Origin of the sequence: Pseudonocardia thermophila (assembly GCF_900142365.1) — a bacterium.
GTDB classification, from domain to species: domain Bacteria; phylum Actinomycetota; class Actinomycetes; order Mycobacteriales; family Pseudonocardiaceae; genus Pseudonocardia; species Pseudonocardia thermophila.
On sequence record NZ_FRAP01000007.1, the window covers coordinates 26642 to 45825 of the forward strand.

At 72.8% G+C, this 19184-nt stretch carries 20 protein-coding genes and 1 riboswitch; of the genes, 5 read left to right on the forward strand and 15 right to left on the reverse strand.

Features of this window, described 5'->3' with window-relative positions; translation table 11 throughout:
- Nucleotide 1: 1 nt before the first annotated feature.
- Genes BUE41_RS10765 through BUE41_RS10800 form a run of 8 tightly spaced genes read right to left on the reverse strand, consistent with a single transcriptional unit; the run spans nt 2 to nt 9006 of the window.
- Nucleotides 2-1354, reverse strand: a complete 1353-nt coding sequence (locus BUE41_RS10765; RefSeq protein ID WP_073456901.1) for an NtaA/DmoA family FMN-dependent monooxygenase — start codon at nt 1352-1354, stop codon at nt 2-4.
- Nucleotides 1351-2379, reverse strand: a complete 1029-nt coding sequence (locus tag BUE41_RS10770) for an LLM class flavin-dependent oxidoreductase (protein WP_073456902.1) — start codon at nt 2377-2379, stop codon at nt 1351-1353. The genes BUE41_RS10765 and BUE41_RS10770 overlap by 4 nt, the downstream gene beginning before the upstream one ends.
- Nucleotides 2376-3200, reverse strand: a complete 825-nt coding sequence (locus BUE41_RS10775; RefSeq protein ID WP_073456903.1) for a DUF1684 domain-containing protein — start codon at nt 3198-3200, stop codon at nt 2376-2378. The genes BUE41_RS10770 and BUE41_RS10775 overlap by 4 nt, the downstream gene beginning before the upstream one ends.
- Nucleotides 3197-3910 carry a hypothetical protein gene (locus BUE41_RS10780; protein ID WP_073456904.1) on the reverse strand — a complete coding sequence of 238 codons (714 nt, stop codon included), beginning with the start codon at nt 3908-3910 and terminating at the stop codon, nt 3197-3199. The genes BUE41_RS10775 and BUE41_RS10780 overlap by 4 nt, the downstream gene beginning before the upstream one ends.
- Nucleotides 3907-5535, reverse strand: coding sequence for a dipeptide ABC transporter ATP-binding protein (locus tag BUE41_RS10785; protein WP_407691657.1), 1629 nt, complete (start codon nt 5533-5535; stop codon nt 3907-3909). Before BUE41_RS10785 ends, BUE41_RS10780 begins: the two co-directional genes overlap by 4 nt.
- Nucleotides 5532-6428 carry an ABC transporter permease gene (locus tag BUE41_RS10790; protein ID WP_073456906.1) on the reverse strand — a complete coding sequence of 299 codons (897 nt, stop codon included), beginning with the start codon at nt 6426-6428 and terminating at the stop codon, nt 5532-5534. The genes BUE41_RS10785 and BUE41_RS10790 overlap by 4 nt, the downstream gene beginning before the upstream one ends.
- The gene (locus BUE41_RS10795) at nt 6425-7369 is read right to left on the reverse strand and encodes an ABC transporter permease (RefSeq protein ID WP_073457095.1); all 945 of its coding nucleotides are present in this window, start codon (nt 7367-7369) and stop codon (nt 6425-6427) included. Before BUE41_RS10795 ends, BUE41_RS10790 begins: the two co-directional genes overlap by 4 nt.
- 32 nt (nt 7370-7401) lie before the next feature.
- Nucleotides 7402-9006: an ABC transporter substrate-binding protein gene (locus BUE41_RS10800; protein WP_073456907.1), complete on the reverse strand. Its 1605-nt coding sequence runs from the start codon at nt 9004-9006 to the stop codon at nt 7402-7404.
- A gap of 204 nt (nt 9007-9210) precedes the next feature.
- Nucleotides 9211-9305: riboswitch (SAM riboswitch) on the reverse strand.
- 201 nt (nt 9306-9506) lie between these two features.
- Between BUE41_RS10800 and BUE41_RS10805 the strand changes: the two genes are divergently transcribed.
- The gene (locus tag BUE41_RS10805; protein ID WP_073456908.1) at nt 9507-10622 is read left to right on the forward strand and encodes an LLM class flavin-dependent oxidoreductase; all 1116 of its coding nucleotides are present in this window, start codon (nt 9507-9509) and stop codon (nt 10620-10622) included.
- On the opposite strand, the gene BUE41_RS10810 is transcribed toward BUE41_RS10805, so the two are convergent.
- Entirely contained in the window at nt 10623-11165 is a 543-nt protein-coding gene (locus BUE41_RS10810; protein ID WP_073456909.1) for a type 1 glutamine amidotransferase domain-containing protein, read from the reverse strand. It abuts the gene before it with no gap.
- A 116-nt stretch (nt 11166-11281) separates the two neighbouring features.
- On the opposite strand from BUE41_RS10810, the gene BUE41_RS10815 reads away from it, so the two are divergent.
- Nucleotides 11282-12349, forward strand: coding sequence for a glycosyltransferase family 4 protein (locus tag BUE41_RS10815; protein WP_073456910.1), 1068 nt, complete (start codon nt 11282-11284; stop codon nt 12347-12349).
- Nucleotides 12350-12416: 67 nt separating this feature from the next.
- Entirely contained in the window at nt 12417-12962 is a 546-nt protein-coding gene (locus BUE41_RS10820; RefSeq protein ID WP_234997168.1) for a Dps family protein, read from the forward strand.
- 60 nt (nt 12963-13022) lie between these two features.
- Here the strand turns inward: BUE41_RS10820 and BUE41_RS10825 are convergent, their stop codons facing one another.
- Nucleotides 13023-14543, reverse strand: coding sequence for a catalase (locus BUE41_RS10825; RefSeq protein ID WP_073456911.1), 1521 nt, complete (start codon nt 14541-14543; stop codon nt 13023-13025).
- Nucleotides 14544-14676: 133 nt separating this feature from the next.
- Between BUE41_RS10825 and BUE41_RS10830 the strand changes: the two genes are divergently transcribed.
- Nucleotides 14677-15507, forward strand: coding sequence for a sigma-70 family RNA polymerase sigma factor (locus tag BUE41_RS10830; protein WP_073456912.1), 831 nt, complete (start codon nt 14677-14679; stop codon nt 15505-15507).
- On the opposite strand, the gene BUE41_RS10835 is transcribed toward BUE41_RS10830, so the two are convergent.
- Nucleotides 15504-16298, reverse strand: a complete 795-nt coding sequence (locus BUE41_RS10835) for an SDR family NAD(P)-dependent oxidoreductase (protein WP_073456913.1) — start codon at nt 16296-16298, stop codon at nt 15504-15506. The two genes, BUE41_RS10830 and BUE41_RS10835, sit on opposite strands and share 4 nt — an antisense overlap.
- A 168-nt stretch (nt 16299-16466) precedes the next feature.
- Between BUE41_RS10835 and BUE41_RS10840 the strand changes: the two genes are divergently transcribed.
- The gene (locus BUE41_RS10840; RefSeq protein WP_073456914.1) at nt 16467-16763 is read left to right on the forward strand and encodes a PadR family transcriptional regulator; all 297 of its coding nucleotides are present in this window, start codon (nt 16467-16469) and stop codon (nt 16761-16763) included.
- Here BUE41_RS10840 and BUE41_RS10845 read toward each other — a convergent pair.
- The 4 genes from BUE41_RS10845 to BUE41_RS10860 form a co-directional block, all read right to left on the reverse strand.
- Nucleotides 16760-17470: a type 1 periplasmic-binding domain-containing protein gene (locus BUE41_RS10845; protein WP_159444890.1), complete on the reverse strand. Its 711-nt coding sequence runs from the start codon at nt 17468-17470 to the stop codon at nt 16760-16762. The two genes, BUE41_RS10840 and BUE41_RS10845, sit on opposite strands and share 4 nt — an antisense overlap.
- Nucleotides 17471-17555: 85 nt before the next feature.
- On the reverse strand, nt 17556-17954 hold the full coding sequence (locus BUE41_RS10850) for a VOC family protein (protein ID WP_073456916.1): 399 nt from the start codon (nt 17952-17954) through the stop codon (nt 17556-17558).
- Nucleotides 17951-18601 carry an SRPBCC family protein gene (locus tag BUE41_RS10855; RefSeq protein ID WP_073456917.1) on the reverse strand — a complete coding sequence of 217 codons (651 nt, stop codon included), beginning with the start codon at nt 18599-18601 and terminating at the stop codon, nt 17951-17953. The genes BUE41_RS10850 and BUE41_RS10855 overlap by 4 nt, the downstream gene beginning before the upstream one ends.
- Complete coding sequence (locus tag BUE41_RS10860; RefSeq protein ID WP_073456918.1) at nt 18598-19176, reverse strand: ArsR/SmtB family transcription factor; 579 nt, start codon at nt 19174-19176, stop codon at nt 18598-18600. Before BUE41_RS10860 ends, BUE41_RS10855 begins: the two co-directional genes overlap by 4 nt.
- Between the last annotated feature and the right edge of the window lie 8 nt (nt 19177-19184).

Consider the following 19184-nt stretch of genomic DNA (forward strand, 5'->3'; position numbering starts at 1 on the left):
CTCAGCGGCGGGTGAGCGGCGGCCGCAGCCCGAGGTGCTCGCGCAGCGTCGTACCCGTGTACTCGGTGCGGTAGACGCCGCGGTCCTGCAGCTCGGGGACGAGTCGGTCGACGATGTCGTCCAGGCCGTCCGGGATGAGGTAGGGGGAGACGTTGAACCCGTCGATCGCCCCCGACCGCACCCAGTGCGCGAACTTGTCCGCCAGCCCGCTCGGGGTGCCGGCGTGACCGCGCTGCGGGCCGAGCCGGATGACGGTCTCGCGCAGCGAGAGCTTCTCCGCCTCGGCGACCTCCCGCCACCGGGCGGCGATCGCGCGGCGATCGGTCCACCGCCGGCTGCCCATCTCGCCGGTCTCCTCCACCTCCACCGGGTCCTCGCTCGGCAGCGGGCCGTCGGCGTCGCGGTCGGAGAGATCGAAGCCCCAGACCTGGCTCGCGATCGCCAGCGCGGTGGCCGGGGTGACCTGCTGCAACCGGATCCAGCGCTGCTTCTCCTCAGCCTCCTCCTCGGTGTCAGCGATGACGATCTCCGTGCCGGGCAGGATCCGCAGGTCGTCGGCGGGCCGGCCGGCGGCGACGAGGCGGGCGCGCAGGTCGTTCGCGAACGCGAGCGCGTCGTCGAAGTCGGCACCGTGCGCGGAGAAGATCACCTCGGCGTAGGAGGCGCCGAAGTCGCGCCCGGCCGGTGAGTCACCGGCCTGGAACAGCACCGGGTGACCCTGCGGGGACCGCGGCAGCGTCGGGATGATCTCCACGTCGAACTGGGCGTTCTGCACCCGCACCGGGGTGACCGCGCCGGGGCGGGCCCACGTCGAGCCGTCCGCGGCGGGCCAGTCGTGGGCCCAGCCGTCCCAGATGGCCCGGGCGGCCTCGACGAACAGCCCGGCGCGCACGTAGCGGTCGGCGTGGTCGAGGTAGCCGCCGCGGCGGAAGTTCTCCCCGGTCCAGGCGTTGTCAGTGGTGACGACGTTCCACCCGGCCCGGCCACCCGACAGCAGGTCCAGCCCGGAGAGCCGGCGAGCCAGGTCGGCGGGCTCGTTGTAGGTGGTGTTCTGCGTGGCCACCAGCCCGATCCGGTCGGTGACGGCGGCGAGCGCGGACAGCTGGGTGATCGCGTCGGGCCGACCGGCGATGTCGAGATCGTGGATCTTCCCGCCGGACTCGCGCAGCCGCAGCCCCTCACCGAGGAAGAACGCGTCGAACAGACCGCGCTCGGCCGTCTGCGCCACCCGCCGGAACGAAGCGAAGTCGATCTGCGACCCGCTGTCGGGGTGCGACCAGATCGTCCAGTGGTTCACGCCCTGGAAGAACACGCCGAAGTGCAGCTGGGCGCCGGGGAAGGGGTACTCGCTCATGACGCCACCTCGAAGCGGTTCGCCGGCCGCGGCAGGCCGAGCGTGGTGCGCAACGACGCACCGGCCCGCGGGCGGGTCGCGGTGCGGGACTCGAACAGCGCGGGCAGCACCCGCGCGGAGAGCACGGGCAGGTCCTCGTCGAGGACGAGCGGGTGCAGCCGCACCCCGTCGACGGTGCCGGCGAGACCGCGCAGGCGCTCGACGAGCGACTCCGCGGAGCCGACGTGCCGCGGCCGCCCGGTCCTCGGCCACGGCGTGTGCGCGTCGAGCGCGGCCAGCCGCTCCTCGGCGGGCACGTCGGTGTCCAGCGCGACCTCCAGCTCCAGGAAGGTCAGCGGGGCGTCCGGGACCCGCTGCGGCGTGGTCACCAGCGCCACGTCCGGGTCCGGGATCAGCCCGTGCGGGGCGATGACGACCACGTGGCCCTGCGGCGGGCGCGGCACGATCGCCGGGCCCTTCACCGAGTACGTCTCGCCGACGAAGTCGATGTAGTGCAGCTGGGCGCGGTCGAGGTAGCGGCCGGTGGTGACGTCGCGGATCGCGGCGTCGTCGCCCCACGAGTCGAACAGGTCGCGCGCCACCGTCACCGCGTCGCGGGCCTCGCGGGCCAGCCCGTCCCCGGTGACCGGCGGCCGGCCCCACGCGCGGTGGGGCTCGGTCCCCGCGGCCACCACCCAACCCGCGCGGCCGAGGCTCGCGTGGTCGAGCGACGCCAGCTGCGACGCGACGTGGAACGGCTCGGTGTAGGTGGTGGCCACCACCGGGGCGAGCCCGATCGAGGTGGTCAGCGGCGCGACGAACGCGGCGCGCTCGACCGCGCCGATCCGGCCCAGCGGGCCGGCCCCGGGCGGGGTGATCGCGTCGTCGAACGTGGCCAGGGTGAACCCGGCGTTCTCCGCCCGCCGCGCCACCCGCTCGGTGCGCCGAGCGGTGAGCAGCTCGGACGGCCCGTGCTGAGCGCGCCGCCACGCCGCCGGATGTGCGCCGTCGCCGTCGAGCTCGACGGCCAGGTGCAGGACGGTCATGAGCGCTCACCGGCTTCGATAGCGACGGTCAGCCGGTTCTCCTCCGGCGGCAACGGGCACGTCGCGTACGCGGTGAGCGCGCACGGCAGGTTCACGACGCGGTTGAAGTCCACCGTGACGTACCCGGTCTCGTCCGGCGCGCCGACCTGCACGATGCGTCCGCCGCCGTACGTGGTGACGCCGCTGGTGGCGTCGCGGAAGTGCAGGGCCAGCCCACCGTCGCGGCCGGCGAGCGCGATCAGCTCCTGACGCTGCCCGTCGATCTCGAACGCGACGGTGCCGACGGCGGTGGGGAAGTGCTGCAGGCCGTCGACGACCGCGCCGACGGTGATCTTCTTCGGCTGCGGGTACGGCGTGAACCGGGCGCGGACGACCCAGCGGGGATCGACCGGGAACGCCGGAACTCCGGCGAACGCGGTGCGGGTGGGTGCCTGCGGGTCGCGCACGCGCAGCCCGTAGGAGTCGGTGCGGCGGATCACCTCGACCCGGCGCTCGCCGGCCTCGACCAGCACGCCCGGCAGGCCGTCGACCGGCTCCACGCGGCTGGTGCCGCGGATCGGGGCGCCGCCGACGGCCAGTTCGCCGTTCGCGCTGATCTCGACGCCGCCGTCGCCGGTAGCGCGCCACGTGCCCGGCAGCTGGGGGAACGCGGTGGCGTGCTCGTCGAGCCAGTGCAGTGCGGTGAGGCTGAGCCAGCCGTGCGGGGCGCGCAGCTCCTCCTCGCGGGCGGCGTGCCAGGCAGCCCATTCGGCCGCGAAGGCCTGGCCGTCGGTGGTGTCTGCGGTCGTGTCTGCAGCGGTGGTGCCTGCGGTGGTGGTCATGCGCTCTCCACGGTCGGGACGGTTGCGGGGTGGGCTCCCAGGGCGAGGCGGTCCCGGAGCGGGCCCGGCGGGCCGGGGCGGAAGAGGCCGCGGCCGGCGAGCAGCGGGATCAGCTCCGCGGCCAGGCGGCGCAGGTCGTTCTCGGGGTCACGGGGGCGCAGCGTCACGCCGTCGGCGGCGCGCAGCCGTACCCCCGCCTCGATGACCCGGGCGACGTCCGCCGCCGAGCCGGTGACCGACAGCCGGTCGGGCGCGGCGGGCCGGCCCTTGTCGGTGATGTGCACGTCGAGATCGGCGAGTACGGGGAGCACGCCGGGATCGAGGCCACCGGCCCGGGCCGCGGCCCGCACCCGTGCGCGCATCGCCCCCGCCGTCGCGAGATCGGGGGCCGTGACCCGCACGGCGTCGGCGTGCACGACCGCGTCGACCGGGTCACCGGGGAAGACGTGCAGGAACAGCGGCAGGTGCGAGGGGCCGGCCGGCAGCGGCCCGAGCGGTTCCCAGCCCCAGCGCGGATCGGGCGTCGCCGGGATCGGGCCGCGCACCACCAGCCCGATCTCACCGACCAGCGGGCCGATCCGGGCCGCCGCGACGGCCGGCAGCACCGCGTAGTCGAAGCCGCGGCCGGCCGTGCGCAGCTGGGCGGTGGTCGCGTCGGCGCCGAGTTCGACGCCGAGGTGGTTGCGTGCGGTGTAGAAGGGCGCGGTCACGGCAGTGCCTTTCCGGTCCCGACCGGCTCCCGCCGGGTGCTGCCCTGCCCGGCGACGGCGGCGAGCAGTTCAACGGTGTAGGGGTGCTCGGGCGCGGAGTAGAGCTGCTCCGTGGGGCGCAGCTCCACCAGCTGTCCGTGCTGCAGCACCCCGACGCGGTGCGCGATCGAACGCACCACCGCGAGGTCGTGCGAGATGAACAGGTAGGCCAGGCCCTGCTCGGCCTGCAGCTCGCGCAGCAGGTCGAGCACCTGCGCCTGCACCGACACATCCAGCGCGGACACCGGCTCGTCGCACACCACCAGGTCCGGGGACAGCGCGAGCGCGCGGGCGATCGCGACCCGCTGGCGCTGCCCGCCGGACAGCTCCGCGGGGCGGCGCCGCAGCACCGACGCCGGCAGCGCGACCCGGTCGATCAGCTGCGCGGCGCGGGCCTTCTGCTCGGCCCGGGTGCCCACGTTGAACGCGCGCAGCGGTTCGGTGACGACCTCCTCGATGGAGAACCGCGGGTCCAGCGACGCGTACGGGTTCTGGTAGACGAGCTGGGCGCGCCGGCGCAGCGCCCGGGCGGCCTTGCCGCGCACCCGGGTGATGTCGTCGCCGTCGAGGACGATCCGCCCGGACGTCGGTTCCACCAGCCGCAGCAGCAGGCGGGCGATCGTGGACTTCCCGGAGCCGGACTCGCCGACCAGTCCGAGCGTCTCGCCGCGGCCGATCGTGAACGACACCCCGTCGACCGCCCGCAGGGTGCGCCGCCCGGGCAGCCGGTACTCCTTGACCAGGTCGGTCACCTCGACCAGCGGGTGGCCGGGGGGCAGGGGCGCGGGCGGCGGCACCGGGCGCAGGCCGGGCGCGCTGGCGACCAGCCGCTGCGTGTACGGGTCGCGCGGATCCTCCAGGATCTGCTGGACCGGGCCCTCCTCGACGACCTTGCCCTGGGACATGACGATGATCCGATCGGCCCGGTCCGCCGCCACGCCGAGGTCGTGGGTGATCAGCAGGACCGAGGTGCCCGAGGTGCGGGTCAGCAAATCGAGGTGATCGAGGATGCGCCGCTGCACGGTGGCGTCGAGCGCGCTCGTCGGCTCGTCCGCGATGATCAGCTTCGGGTTGGCGGCGATCGCGATCGCGATCAGCACGCGCTGGCGCATGCCGCCGGAGAGCTGGTGCGGGTACTGCCGCGCCCGGACCTGTGCGTCGGGCAGGCCCGCCTTCTCCAGCAGCGCGATCGCCTCCAGCTCGGCGGTGCGCCGATCGGCGAGGCCGTGCACGCGCAGCACCTCGGCCACCTGGTCGCCGATCCGCGTGACGGGGTTGAGGGAGACGGTGGGGTCCTGCGGGACCAGCCCGATCCTGTGCCCGCGCACGGCGCGCATCTCCCGCTCGGACAGCCCGGTCAGCTCCTGGCCGTCGAGCACGACGCGGCCGCCGTCGATCCGACCGGTGCCGGGCAGCAGCCCCAGCACCGCCATCGCCAGCGTCGACTTGCCCGAACCGGACTCGCCGACCACGGCGACGACCTCACCCGGTTCCACCGTCAGCGACACGCCGTCGACGGCCTGCAGCTCGCCGAGCACGCCTCCGTAGGAGACGCGCAGATCCTCCACCTGCAGCAACGATGTCACCGGAACCTCCGCCATTCCCCGTCGAGCGCCCGCGAGATGCGGTTCACCGCGAGCACCGTGGCTGCGATCGTCAGACCGGGCAGCGCGCACAGCCACCACGCCACCGCCAGGTAGTTGCGGCCCTCCGCCACCAGCGAGCCCCATTCGGGGGCTGGTGGCGGGGCGCCGTAGCCCAGGAACGACAGGGCCGACACCGCGAGGATCGCCAGCCCGAACTCCAGCACCGCGAGCACCGCGACGGGACCGGCCGCGTTCGGCAGGACGTGCCGCCACAGCGTCACGTACCAGCGGGTGCCGACGGCGTAGGCGGCCTCCACGTAGGTGGCCTGGCGCACCCGCAGCGTCTCGGCGCGCATCACGCGGGCGAAGCTGGCCACGCTCGCCACACCGACGGCGATCGCGACCTTCACGGTGCCGTAGCCGAGCGCCGTGATCAGCGCCAGCGACAGCAGCACCGCGGGGATGGCCAGTAGCACGTCGACGACGCGCATGAGCAGGTCGTCGAGCCAGCCGCGGACGAACCCGGCGAGCAGGCCGATGAGACCGCCGATCACGAGCGCCACCGCGACCGCGATCACCGTGGCCTGCAGCGACAACGACGCACCGTGCACCACCCGGGTCCACACGTCGCGGCCCAGGTAGTCGGTGCCGAAGATGTGCGCGGGGCTCGGCGGTTGCAACCGTTCCGCGGTGTCGCCGACGCCGGGGTCACCGGGCGCGAGCAGGCCCGGCGCGAACGCGGCCACCAGCACGAACGCGACCATCAGCAGCGACAGGACCAGTCCGGGTCGGTGGCCGAGGAAGCGCAGCAGCTTGCCGCGGTCCGGCCGGGTGACCTGGACCGGAACCGGCTCGGGGAGTGCGCTCTGCGGTCGTTCGAGCAGCTCGGTCATGCGGTGGCTCCCGTCGCGATCCTCGGGTCGAGCAGCGGGTAGGTCAGGTCGACGACGAGGTTGACCAGCACGAACACGACAGCGGCGAACACGACGATCCCCTGCACCAACGGGATGTCCTGCACGCCCACCGCGGCGACGGTGAGCCGCCCGATGCCGGGCCGCGTGAACACCGTCTCGACCACGACGGAGCCCGCGAGCAGGTTGCCCACGACGTACCCGAGGACGGTGAGCGCGGGGATCGCCGCGTTGCGCAGCGCGTGCCGCAGGTGGATCGCCGCGCGGCCGACGCCCTTGGCCCGAGCCGTGGTCACGTACGGCTCGGTGAGGGTCTGGTCGAGGCTCTTCGCCAGCACCTGCGCCACCAGGGCGCCGGTGGGCAGGCCGAGCGTGATCGCCGGCAGCACCAGCGACGCCGGGCCCTCCGCCCCCACGGAGGGGAACAGCCGCAGCCCGAACGAGAAGATCTGCACGAGCATCAGCCCGACCCAGAAGACGGGCAGCGACACCGCGAGCGACGGCAGCCCGAGCAGGGCCTGCTTGAGCCACCGCACCCGGGTGAACGTGGCGACCACGGCGAGCGCGGTGCCGCCGACGATCGCGACCACCAGGCCGGCGGTCGCGATCTGCAGCGTCGGTGGCAGCGCCTCGGCGATCGCCGCACGCACGTCCTGGCCGCTCTGCACGGAGGTGCCGAAATCGCCGTGCAGCGCGTTCCACAGATGCTGGCCGTACTGGACGATGAGCGGCTGGTCGAGCCCGTAGCGGGCGCGCAGAGCGTCCAGCTCGGCCGGGGTGAGCGGCTCGCCGTCCAGCCCGCCGCCCGCCATCGTGGCCACCGGGTCACCCGGCATGAGGTAGAGCACGATGAACGAGACGGTGAACGCTGCCCACAGCACCGCGATCGCCAGCCCGATCCGCCGGAGCACGTAGCGGACCAGCGCTGCCGCGTTCACGGTCGACGTCCGGGAGCTCACGCCTGGCTCTTCCAGGTGTCGTAGAGCTGGATGCGCGAGGAGGCGTCGTACTTCAGGCCGTGCACGTTCGCCGCCACGCCCAGCGTCGTGGTCAGCTCCACCACCGGGATCGTCAGGTAGTTCTCGGTGAGGTTGGTGAGGATCTTCGCCACGGTCGCCGAGCGCTGGTCCTCGTCCGACTGCGCCGCCTGCTCGGCGAGCAGGTCATCGAGCGGCGAGGCCGGGAACCGGTAGGTGTTGGCGCCCTTGCTGGAGTACGAGCTGCGCAGGATGTCGGGATCGGCCCGGGTCAGGTTGCCCCACAGCGCGTCGAACTCACCGCTCTGCTGGATGACCGACGCGTCGGAGATCGGCCGCTCTCGCAGCTGCAGGTCGATGCCGACTCTGCGGACCTGCTGCTGCAGCAGCTCCAGCGTCGGCTTGTTCGACCCGGCGTTGTTGAACCAGGTCAGCTCGATGCGCAGCGGTCGGCCGTCCTTGACGCGGACACCGTCCGGGCCGGGCAGCCAGCCGGCGGCGTCGAGCACCGCCGCGGCCTTGGCCTGGTCGTGGCCGAGCAGCGCGGACTGGTCGGCGTAGCCGGGGGTGCTGGAGGCCAGCGGGGCGGTGGCCGGCTTCGTGGCCGATGTGTAGACCGCGCTCACCACCTCGTCGCGGTCGATCGCCCAGGACAGCGCCTCGCGGATCGCGGGGTCGGCGCCGAACGGACGGGACAGGTTGAAGGTGATGCCGAACGGCAGGCCCGGGTTGGCCCGGGCGGGCAGCTGGATCCCGGCGCCGGCGAGCGGCGCCTCGTCCTGCTGGCCGATGTTGCCGATCGCGTCGACCTCGCCGGCGATCAGGCTGCCGACGCGGACACCGGACTCCGGCACGATGCGGAACTCCAGCCGGTCGAGGTAGGCGTCGCCGGTGTGCTCGGCCAGCGACGACGGCGAGGTGTAGCCGGTGCGCCTGCTCAGCACGATCGAGGAGTTCTTCGTGTAGCTCTCCAGCACGAACGGGCCGGAGCCGATCACCTTCGCGCAGCGCTCGTCGTCGGAGAGCGCTGCGGAGGCGGGGGAGATGATGCCCAGGCTGTGCGTGGAGGTGCCCTGCAGGAACTGCACGTTGGGCCGGTCGAAATCGACCTTGATCTCGGTCGGGCTCAGCACCGTGCTGCCGACGTACCCGGCGAGGTAGCCCTTCGGCAGCGTGCCGCGGGCGCCGAGCTGCGGGATGCGGTCGAAGTTGGCCTTCACCGCCGCGGCGTCGAGCGGAGTGCCGTCGCTGAAGGTCACACCGCTCTTGAGCCTGAACGTGTAGGACGTCGCGTCGGGGTTGCTCGTCCACGAGGTGGCCAGCCACGGCTTGAGCTCACCGGTCTCGGGGTCCTGGTCGGTGAGCGAGTCGACGAGCTGACGCAGGGAGTAGATCGAGTCGTTGCTGCCGACCTGCTGGGGATCGACGCAGCCCTGGTCGCTGGAGACGGCGAACCTCAGGGTGCCGCCGGGCTGGGGAGGGCCGGCGGGGGCGGCGGCCGCGGCGCCACCTGCGCCGCAACCGGCCAGCAGCCCGGCGCCCAGCACAGCGGCGAGCGCGCGGCGGAATGGCCTGACGGTCATGATTATTGTCCTCGGGAAAATGTGCTCCGGGCACGCCGGAATTACCGTCGGTGGACGGCGGGGAAATGGTTGGACAGATGGGGACCGTCAGGCGCGACAGAGCGCAGTGGCGGTGCGGCACAGGTCGACGTGGTGCCGCCACGCGTGCCAGGTCGTCACCGCGGCGGGGGCAGGCACTCGGCTCGCCGAGCTGAACACGTCCGACCTCCATCGATCCCGGCGTTAGCACCCGCTCCCGCCGGCGCGGGGGGTTGCTGCGGCGTCGTCGAGCCGGGTCTCTCGGCCGCTCTGGATGGTACCGGCGTGCACCGGCGCTACGACGGTAAGCGCAGGAAGCGCGCAGGGCAAGCCCGTGTGGCCCAGGCGACGATTGGCCAGGCAATTGCCCGGACATTTGCCGGGGTCGTCCCAGACTGGTTGCGGAGCAAATCTATTCCCCGGCGCGGTGTGACGTGGTTCACTGTGCAATTCATTGGGTAGGCGTGGTTAAGGTCGAACGTGTGAGGTTTCAAGTCCTCGACATCGTCCCGCACTCGCCGCACCCGGTGACCGGAGAATTGATCAGCGTGCACGAGCGGCTCGAGCGGGTCGTCGAGATCGCGGTGCTCGCCGAGCGGGTCGGTTTCGACTCCTACGCCGTGGGGGAGCGGCACGCGGGGGAGTTCGTCTCGTCGTCGCCGACCGTGCTGCTCGGCGCGCTCGCGCAGGCGACCTCGCGGATCCTGCTGTCCACCGGCGTCACGGTGCTGTCGCTGCTCGATCCGGTGCGCGTCGCCGAGGACTACGCGACGATCGACCAGCTGTCCGGGGGGCGGCTGGAGATCGTCATCGGGAAGGGCAACGAGGACAAGCACTTCCCGATGTTCGGGTTGCAGCTGGAGAAGCAGTACGAGTACTTCGTCGAGAACTACGAGCTGCTGCGCCGGCTGCTGCGCGAGGAGAACGTGACCTGGCAGGGCACGCACCGGGCGCCGCTGACGGACGTCACCACGCATCCGCGGCCGTACGCCGGCCCGTTCCGCATCTGGCACGGCTCGGCCACGTCGACGATCGCGGTGGACCTGGCCGCGAAGTGGGGCGACCCGCTCTTCACCGCCAACGCGCTGCAGCCGCGGGAGAACTACCAGGTCCTCATCGACCGCTACCGGGAGAAGTTCGTCGAGCACGGCCATGACCCGGCCACCGCCTACGTCGGGGCCGGCTCGGGCGGGTTGTTCCTCGCCGACACCGACGAGGAGGCGATCGCTCAGTACCGGCCCATCTACGAGGGCTTCGCGGCGAAGACGGCCGCGAAGCACGCCGGGGACACCCGCCCGGGCAAGGTCACGTCGTTCGCGACGCTCGAGGAGGCCGTCGCGCGCGGTCCGGCGCTGGTCGGCACCTCGGAGCGGGTCGCCGAGAAGATCATCGACTACCACGCCTCCTTCCGGCACGACGTGCAGTCGGTGTCGATCAATCCCGTGCTGCCGTACGAGCAGCAGAAGGAGGTGCTCATCCGCTTCGCGGAGGAGGTCATCCCCCTCGTGAAGCGGGAGCTGCACACCACGCTGTGGGGACCCGAGGACGCGGGCCGGGCGAGCGGGTTCACCGCGGCGGACACCGTGCCCGCAGCCTGATCAGCTCCCGGCGATCTCCTCCACGAGCGTCGTGCAGAACGCGGGGAGATCACCCGGGTCCCGGCTGGTCACGAGGTTGCCGTCCACCACGACCTGCTCGTCGACGACGGTGCCGCCCGCGTTGGCGATGTCGGTGCGCAGGCTCGGGTACGAGGTGAGCGTGCGGCCCTCGACGAGACCGGCTTCCACCAGCGTCCACGGAGCGTGGCAGATCGCCCCGACCGGCTTCCCGGACTCCAGCGCACGCGCGACGAACGCACGGACGTCCGGGTCCATGCGCAGCCGGTCGGCGTTGATCGTGCCACCCGGCAGGATCAGCGCGTCGTAGTCGCCGGGATCGGCGTCGGTGACCCGTCGGTCCACGGCGTACGTCCCGGCCGGCTCGATGTCGGAGTTCATCGCCCGGATCGGTCCGGTCCCGACGGAGAGCAGCTCGACAGTCGCTCCGGCCCACGTGACCGCGTCCCGCGGCTCGGTGAGCTCCACCTCCTCGACGCCGTCGGTGGCGATGATCGCGATCCGCTTCCCGTCCAGCACACCCATGGGCCGCCGGGTACCCGGCGGGTGGGCGGGCAAACGGCGTCGAGCGGAGGTTTCGAGCCGGCCGGGACGGGCGACGCATCCCCATCAGCACGTGACGGGGAAGGACGCGGAGCTCGATGCGCATCGCGGTTGTCTCGATCAGCACGCCCTCGATCGGCACGCCCACCGGAGCAGATCGGGTGCCGGAGCACGTCGACGGGCTCGTCACCGCGCTCACGGCCGGGCACGACGTCGTGGTCCACCCGGCCGCGCTGGGGGAGGAGGGCGCGCTGGCCGACGAGCTGCCGCGGCTCGCGGACGCGCTGGTGCGGACGTGGCGGGCGGAGCGGCCCGACGTCGTGCACGCGCAGGCGTCGGTTGCCGGGCTCGCGGCCGGGGCCGCCGCGCGCGAGCTCGATCTCCCGCTGGTGCTGTCGCTGCCCGACGTCCACGGCGATCCCGGGGCCGCGACGGCCGCGGTCGCCCGTCGTGCCGACCGGGTGCTGGTCGCGTCCGCGCACCAGGCGCGCGGGCTCGTGCGTGCGGGTGTGCCGCGCGCGATCATCCGCGTGGTGCCGCCCGGGGTGGATGCCGACGCGCTGACCCCCGAGGGGGCAGTGCTGGACCGCGGCGTCGATCCGCGGTTGGTCGCTGTCGGCGGCATCGGGCCCGGCTCGGGGATCGAGGACGTGTTGTCGGCGCTGCGGCTGGTGCCCGCCGTGCAGCTGGTCGTCGCCGCCGGGACCGGAACGTGGACCGCGGCCGATGCCCGCCGCTGCCGGCGCCGGGCCGACGCCGCCGGGGTCGCCGATCGCGTGCGCCTCGTGGGCGGTGTCGGATCCGGTGACGCCGGGCCGCTGCTGCGATCTGCCGATCTGGTCGTGCACGTCCCGCGCGAGCCAGCGGCGGGCCTGCCCGTGCTGTCGGCGATGGCGTGCGGCCGGCCGGTGATCGCCTCCACGGTCGGCGTGCTGCCCGATCTCGTCGTCGACCAGGTCACCGGGGTGCTCGTCGCGCCGGGTAGGCCGGGGGAGCTGGGCCGCGCGGTCGCGCGGTTGCTCGCGCAATCGTCGATGCCCGTCGCGTTCGGCATCGCCGGGCGGGACCGGGTGCTCGCGCGCTTCTCGTGGGAACGGATCGGGGCGACGGTCTCCGACGTGCTCCACGAGCTGCTCAGTGAGCGCCGCGGGGCACCGACGCGCTGATGGTGTAGCGGCGAGCGGGGTTGGGTACGTGTCCGGCCGTACGCACGTCAGACCAGAGAGGACAGCCGTGACCACCCCGAACTACACCGTACCCGGCATGAAGACCGACACCGCTGCGGCGGTGATCGCCCTGCTCCAGCAGCGGCTGCACGCGTTGAACGATCTCGCGCTGACGCTGAAGCACGTGCACTGGAACGTCGTCGGGCCGCAGTTCATCTCCGTGCACACCATGCTGGACCCGCAGGTCGACGGGGTGCGTGCGATGGTGGACGACATCGCCGAGCGCATCGCGACCCTCGGCGGCTCCCCGAACGGTACGCCCGGCGCGCTCGTCGCCGCCCGCAGCTGGGACGACTACTCGGTCGGCCGCGCCGACGCGATCGCTCACCTGGCTGCGCTCGACGTCGTCTACCAGGGCGTCATCGCCGATCACCGGGTCGCGATCGACGAGACCGAGGAGTCCGACCCGGTCACCCAGGACCTGCTGATCTCGCAGGCCGGTGATCTCGAGCAGTACCACTGGTTCGTCCGGGCCCACCTGGAGAACGCCGACGGCACCCTGCGCACGGCGGGGCAGAGCACGGAGGCTGGTGCGGCGGGCGCCGTCAGCTGACGGACGCTGCAGCTGACGCGGACCGACCGGGCCGGGCCTCACCGCCCGGCCCGGCTCACGTCAGGCCTTCTCCTGCGCGCTCGTGCGCGCCGGGTTGGCCTGCTCGGCCGCCTTCGGGTCGCGCGCGCCGGCCTTCGCACGCACTCCGTCCTCGATCCGCTTGCCGAGATCGGCGTCGACGTTGGACCAGTAGTCGAACGCCCGCCGCAGCACCGGCTCGCTGACCCCGTTGAGCAGGTGCCCGACCACGTTGTCGACCAGCCGCTCGCGCGCGGCGTCGTCCATGACCTCGCGCACCAGCACGCCGGCCTGGCCCCAGTCGTCGTCCTCGGCGTGGTCGACGTAGGCGCTGCGCATCAGGTCACCGTCCGCGTGCCAGGTGGCCATCGGGCCGGCGCGCTCGACGTCCGCGGCCGGGCCGCCGTAGGAGTTGGGCGCGTACACCGGGTCGGAGACCTTCACCACGCGCATCGCCCCGTCCTTCGAGTACGAGTGCACCGGGCAGGTGGGCGCGTTCACCGGGATCTGCTGGTAGTTCGCTCCCAGCCGGGCGCGGTGGGCGTCGGCGTAGGAGAACAGTCGGGCCAGCAGCATCCGGTCGGGGCTCGGACCGATGCCCGGCACCAGGTTGTTCGGCTGGAACGCCAGCTGCTCGATCTCGGTGTGGTTGTCGGTCGGGTTGCGATCCAGGGTGAGCCGCCCGACCTCGATCAGCGGGTAGTCGCCGTGCGGCCACACCTTCGTGAGGTCGAACGGGTTGAACCGGTAGTCCTTCGCCTGGTCGAACGGCATGATCTGCACGAACAGCGTCCAGCTCGGGAACTCGCCGTCGCGGATGTGCTCGAACAGGTCGCGCACGTGGTAGTCGGTGTCGACGGCGGCCATCTGGTCGGCCTCGTGCTGGGTGAAGAACTCCACGCCCTGGTCGGTCTTGAACGTGTACTTCACCCAGAACCGCTCGCCCGCGGCGTTCAGCCACAGGTAGGTGTGGGAGCTGTAGCCGTTCATGTGCCGCCACGTGCGCGGGATGCCGCGGTCGCCCATCAGCCACGTCACCTGGTGCGCCGATTCCGGCGACAGCGTCCAGAAGTCCCACTGCATGTCGTGGTCGCGCAGGTTCGAGTCGGCGCGGCGCTTCTGGGAGCGGATGAAGTGCTGGAACTTCATCGGGTCCTTCACGAAGAAGATCGGCGTGTTGTTGCCGACCATGTCGTAGATCCCGTCGGGCGTGTAGAGCTTCAGCGCGAAACCGCGGGGATCGCGCCAGGTGTCGGGGCTGCCGCGTTCACCGGCGACCGTGGAGAACCGGGCGGCCACGTCGGTGACCTGGCCGGGCTGGAACACCGTCGCCGCCGTGTAGGCCGAGACGTCGGCGGTCACCTCGAACCGGCCGAACGCGCCGCTGCCCTTCGCGTGCGGCTGGCGCTCCGGGATGCGCTCCCGGTTGAACTGCGCCATCTGCTCGATCAGGTAGCTGTCCTGCAGCAGGATCGGTCCGGCGGGACCGACGGTGAGCGAGTGCTGGTCGCTGTCGACGGGTTGGCCGGAGTCCGTCGTCGTGGGGATGCGTGGTTCGGTCATCCCCGACCCGTCCCCGACCGTTCACCGAATGAAACCCTGATGCGTGACCGACTCGGGTACGGTTCAGGCAGGAGTCGTCCAGACTCGGGGTGCAACCAGTCGCCCTCCGTCCTCTGCTGGCACGGAGGTAGCCATGCCGACAGTCACCCGTCCCGCCCGCTCCGCAGATCCCATCGCGGCCAACGCGCCGCCCACCCGGCCCGCGAGCGAGTACGCCGTCCTCGTGCCGATGCTGCAGCGCATCGCCGAGCTGCCGGCCGACTCCCCGGAGCGGGCCCGCCTGCGCGAGCAGGTGATCGTCGAGCTGCTGCCCGTGGGCGAGCGGCTCGCCCGGCGCTACGCGTCGGGGAACCCGTGGTCGCGCGAGGACCTGCAGCAGGTCGCGTCCGTCGGCGTCATCAAGGCGGTCGACCGCTGGGACGCCGACCGCGCCGACGGCTCCGACGTGCTGGCGTTCCTCGTACCGAGCGTGCGCGGGGAGATCCTGCGCTGGTTCCGCGACCGCACGTGGGCGATGCGGGTACCGCGGCGGCTCAAGGAGCTGTCGGTCTCCATCCGCGGTGTCACCGGGGACCTGACCCAGGAGCTCGGCCGGTCCCCGCGGCCCAGCGACATCGCGCGCAGGCTCGGTGTCGAGGTCGACGAGGTCCTGGAGGCGCTGCGCGCCGAGGCCGGCCACCACACCACGACGCTCGACACTCCCGCGGGTCCTGACGACGCCGCCCTCTCCGACCGCATCGGCGAGGACGATGCGCTCATCGGCGCGGTGGAGGACGTCGAGTCGGTCCGGCCGCTGCTGGACGCCCTGCCGGAACGTGAGCGGCGGATCCTGCTGCTGCGGTTCTACGGCGGGTGGACGCAGAGCCAGATCGCCGCAGAGCTGGGCATCTCGCAGATGCACGTGTCGCGGCTGCTCTCCCGCACGCTCACCGGGATGCGCCGGGCGCTGGTCGAGGGCGACTAGCCGATCGGGACCGTCAAACCGCCGTCGACGACCAGCTCGGTCCCGGTGATGTAGGCCGCCTCCTGCGAGAGCAGGAAGCACGTCGCCGCGGCGACGTCCCACGGCGAGCCCAGTCGGCCGAGCGGGACGAGGGCGTCGAGCGGCGTCGGGTCCGTCCCGACGTCCCGGCGCCGGCACGTCGTGTCGATGAGCCCCGGCACCACGGCGTTCACGCGCACCCCGAGCGGTGCTGCGGACATTGCGGCGCTGCGCGTGAGCGCGCCGATCGCCGACTTCGTCGTCTCGTAGGCGACGAGCGGCTCGCGGGTCGGTCGCAGAGCCGCCGTCGAGGAGACGTTGACCACCGCCGCCGGGCGCCCCGACGCGGCGAGCACCGGCAACGCCTCCCTCAGGACGATGAACTGGCTGCGCAGGTTGACGCGGTAGAGCAGATCGAGGTCCGCGACCGAGGTGTCCCCGATCGCGCCGCCTGCCCCGATCCCGACGTTGTTGACCAGCAGGGAGAGCGAGCCGAACGCCGCTTCCGCCTCCTCGACGAGCGCGACGCAGGCCTGCTCATCCGACACGTCTGCGGCAACGGCGCAGGCGCGACCGCCCGCGCGCTCGATCGCTTCGACGGTCTCGGCGGCGAGGCCGAGGTCCTTGTCGGCGACGACGACCGCCGCGCCTTCGGCCGCGCAGCGCATGGCGATCGCGCGGCCGTTGCCGATCGGGAGGTCCTCGTCCGGGGCGGCGGGGCCGTCGGCTCCACCGCCGACGACGAGGAGGACGTGGTTGTCGAGGCGGGACATCGTTGGGAGTTTCTTCGATTAGGTAGCTACTGTCAATTGGGTTCGATGTCGATGAGGAGATGAGCCGCTTCCGGTGAAGCGGGCGGCCGGCGCGGCAGCGCTCCCCGCGCCCTGACGGGCGCCTTCGTGGGAATCGCCATTCCATCTCGATATAGGTAGCGTCGCCGCATGGAGCCGCTGCGCAGGGTCACCGCCGCGACGGTGGACGTGCTGGAGGTGCTGCTGTCCGCCACGGAGCCGGTGTGGGGACTGGAGATCGTGCGGGCCACGGGGCGTCCGGCGGGCTCGGTCTACCCGATCCTCGGGCGGTTGGAGGAGCAGGGCATCGTCGCCTCCGAGTGGGAGCAGCAGAGCGAGCGGGTCGGTCCGCGCCGGCGCTACTACCGGCTCACCGAGGACGGGGCCACAGAGGCGCTGCGGGCGTGCGCGGCCTTCGCGGCCAGCCGCCACGGCCGGGCGTCCTAGTCCCGTTGCGCCAGGAGCACGTTCCCCGGGTCGGGTTCGTTGCGCAGCACGATCGTGCGGGCCGGGCCATGAGGTTGTTCGCGACGAACACCGCGTCCGGCGGCTCGGGCAGCGTGAGCAGACGGGCCATCGCTGCTCGGCCGCCGTCGGCGCGGTAGTCCGCGTGCTCCAGGTAGACGTCGGGATCGGTGCCGGGGAGTGGCGGCGGAACTCCTGGCGCCAGCCGGTGCTGCGCAGCTCGGCCGTCTCGACCTCCGGCGGGCCGGTGATGCACGCGACCCGGCGGGCACCGCGGGCGCAGAGGCGGGCGGTCGCCTGACGGCCCCCGCCAGGTTGTCGACCACCACCGAGTCGACGGGGTAGTGGTGCAGCGAGCGGTCCACGGTGACGACCGGGACGCGGCGCTCCAGCAGCGGCTCGATCGGGCTGCCGTCGGCAGCGGGCACGAGGAGCACCCCGGACATCCGCTCCGACAGCGCCACCTGCAGCGCGGCCTGCTCCCGCTGCGGGTCCTCGTCGGTGTTGCAGAGGAGCACCGAGTAGCCGGCGGGCTGGGCCACGTCCTCCACGCCGCGGGCGAGCGAGGTGAACGGGTTCTCGATGTCGGCGACGATCAGCGCGATGACCGCGGAGCGTCGGGTGCGCAGCGCGCGGGCGGCCCGGTCCGGTGTGTAGCCCATCTCCGCAGCGCTCGGCGCCGTCCGCACGACGCCGCGTACCTCGCCTCGGCCGCCGCCACCGTGCACATCGACGGGGTGGCGCAGTGGCTGCGGCGCGCCGCTGGGTGACGAGCTAGCGCCAGTCGGCCGGCAGGTCCAGCGCGAGCTGCCAGGACACGCCGAACCGGTCGGTGACGAAGGCGAACGGGCCGAACCCGTAGTCGTCGAGCGGCATCATCGTCTGGCCGCCCTCGGCCAGCGCGGACACGAGCTCCTCCTGCTGCTCGCGGCTGTCGCAGTGGACGAAGAGCGAGACGCCGGGGGTGAAGTCCCACGCGTGCGCGACGGGGGAGTCGAACACGCGCACGCGCTGCCCGGCGACGCGGAACACGCCCTGCTGCACCTCGCCCTCCGGGGTGTGCACGAGCGTGAGGATCTCACCGTCGTCGAACAGTCCGGTGTAGAAGCGCACGGCCTGTTCGGCCTCGCCCTTCTGGAACATCAGGAACGGCTCCATCGAAGGCATGGTCATCCTGCTTTCTCGGCCAGCCAGGCCGTCCAGGTGTCGACGATCTTCTGCCGGTCGGTCGCCGGGTCCATCTGTGGTGACCGATCGCGAGCGTCATCCCGATGGGCGTGCGTTCGTGGAAGCGGACCAGCGCCCGGGTCGGTGCGGGCGCCGACGTAGCGGTCCGTGCGGACGTCGACGGCGCCGCGGCCGAGCGGGGTGTCGATGACCGCGCCGACGGCCGGGTCGCCGAGCGCGGTCAGCACCCGCGGCCGGACGTGCCCGCCGGGCGGGGCCTCGGCCTCGGTGTAGAGCGCCGGGCGGCCCGGGAAGTGCCGCAGGTACTCGCCGAGGGTGAACAGGTGGAGATCCCAGCCGTGGCCGGTCCTGGTGTCCCACTCGTCACCCCAGTCGTCCTCGCGCACACCGCTGTGGACGAACCGGAGCACGGTGGTGCCGCCGCTCGCGGCCTCGATGACGTACTCGATCTCCTGCGTGCCGAAGCGCTGCTCCAGCCGGTGCGGCGGGTCCTCGACGACCTCGGCCCAGGGCTCGTCGTCGAACGTCGTGAACCAGCCGGCCTGGCCCTCGCGCGCGGCGATCGCGCGCCACACCTGCTCAGGCGGGGCGGGCAGCGCGACCTCGCGGCGGATCTCGGACGGGGTGCTCACGGCTTCTCCGGTGGCATCGCGGGGTGGAGGCCGACGACGAGGCGGTGCGGCCGCCCCTCCTCGGCGTGGTACTCGGCGACGAGCGCGCGCACGGACTCGCCCAGCTCGCGGGTGAACACGGCGCGGTCGGCGGCGCTGGCGAAGGTGATCTCACCGTCGATCGCGAAGGTGGCCACCCGGCGCGAGCCCGCCGTCGTGATCAGCCGCCCGACCTCCCGCAGCAGCCGCGCGGCCAGCGCGAGCAGCCACTGCGCGGACAGCTCGTCGGGTTCGCGATCGGGATCGGGTGCGACCATCGCCCACGCCTCGGGGGAGATGACGAACGCGCCGGCCGTCGCCTGCATGATCCGCTCGGTCATGCCGCGCTTGCGGCGCTCCTCGACCAGTTCGATCAGGCCGCGCGCCTCCAGCGCGCGCAGGTGGTGGTTGACGTTCTGCCGGGTCATGCCCCGCTCGGCGGCGAGCGACGAAGCCGATCCCGGGGTGCGCAGGGCTTCGAGCAGGCGGGCGCGGATGGGGTCCAGCGCCACCGCGGCCACGGCGGGGTCCTCGACCGCGGCGGTCGTCCGATGCACGCCGGAAC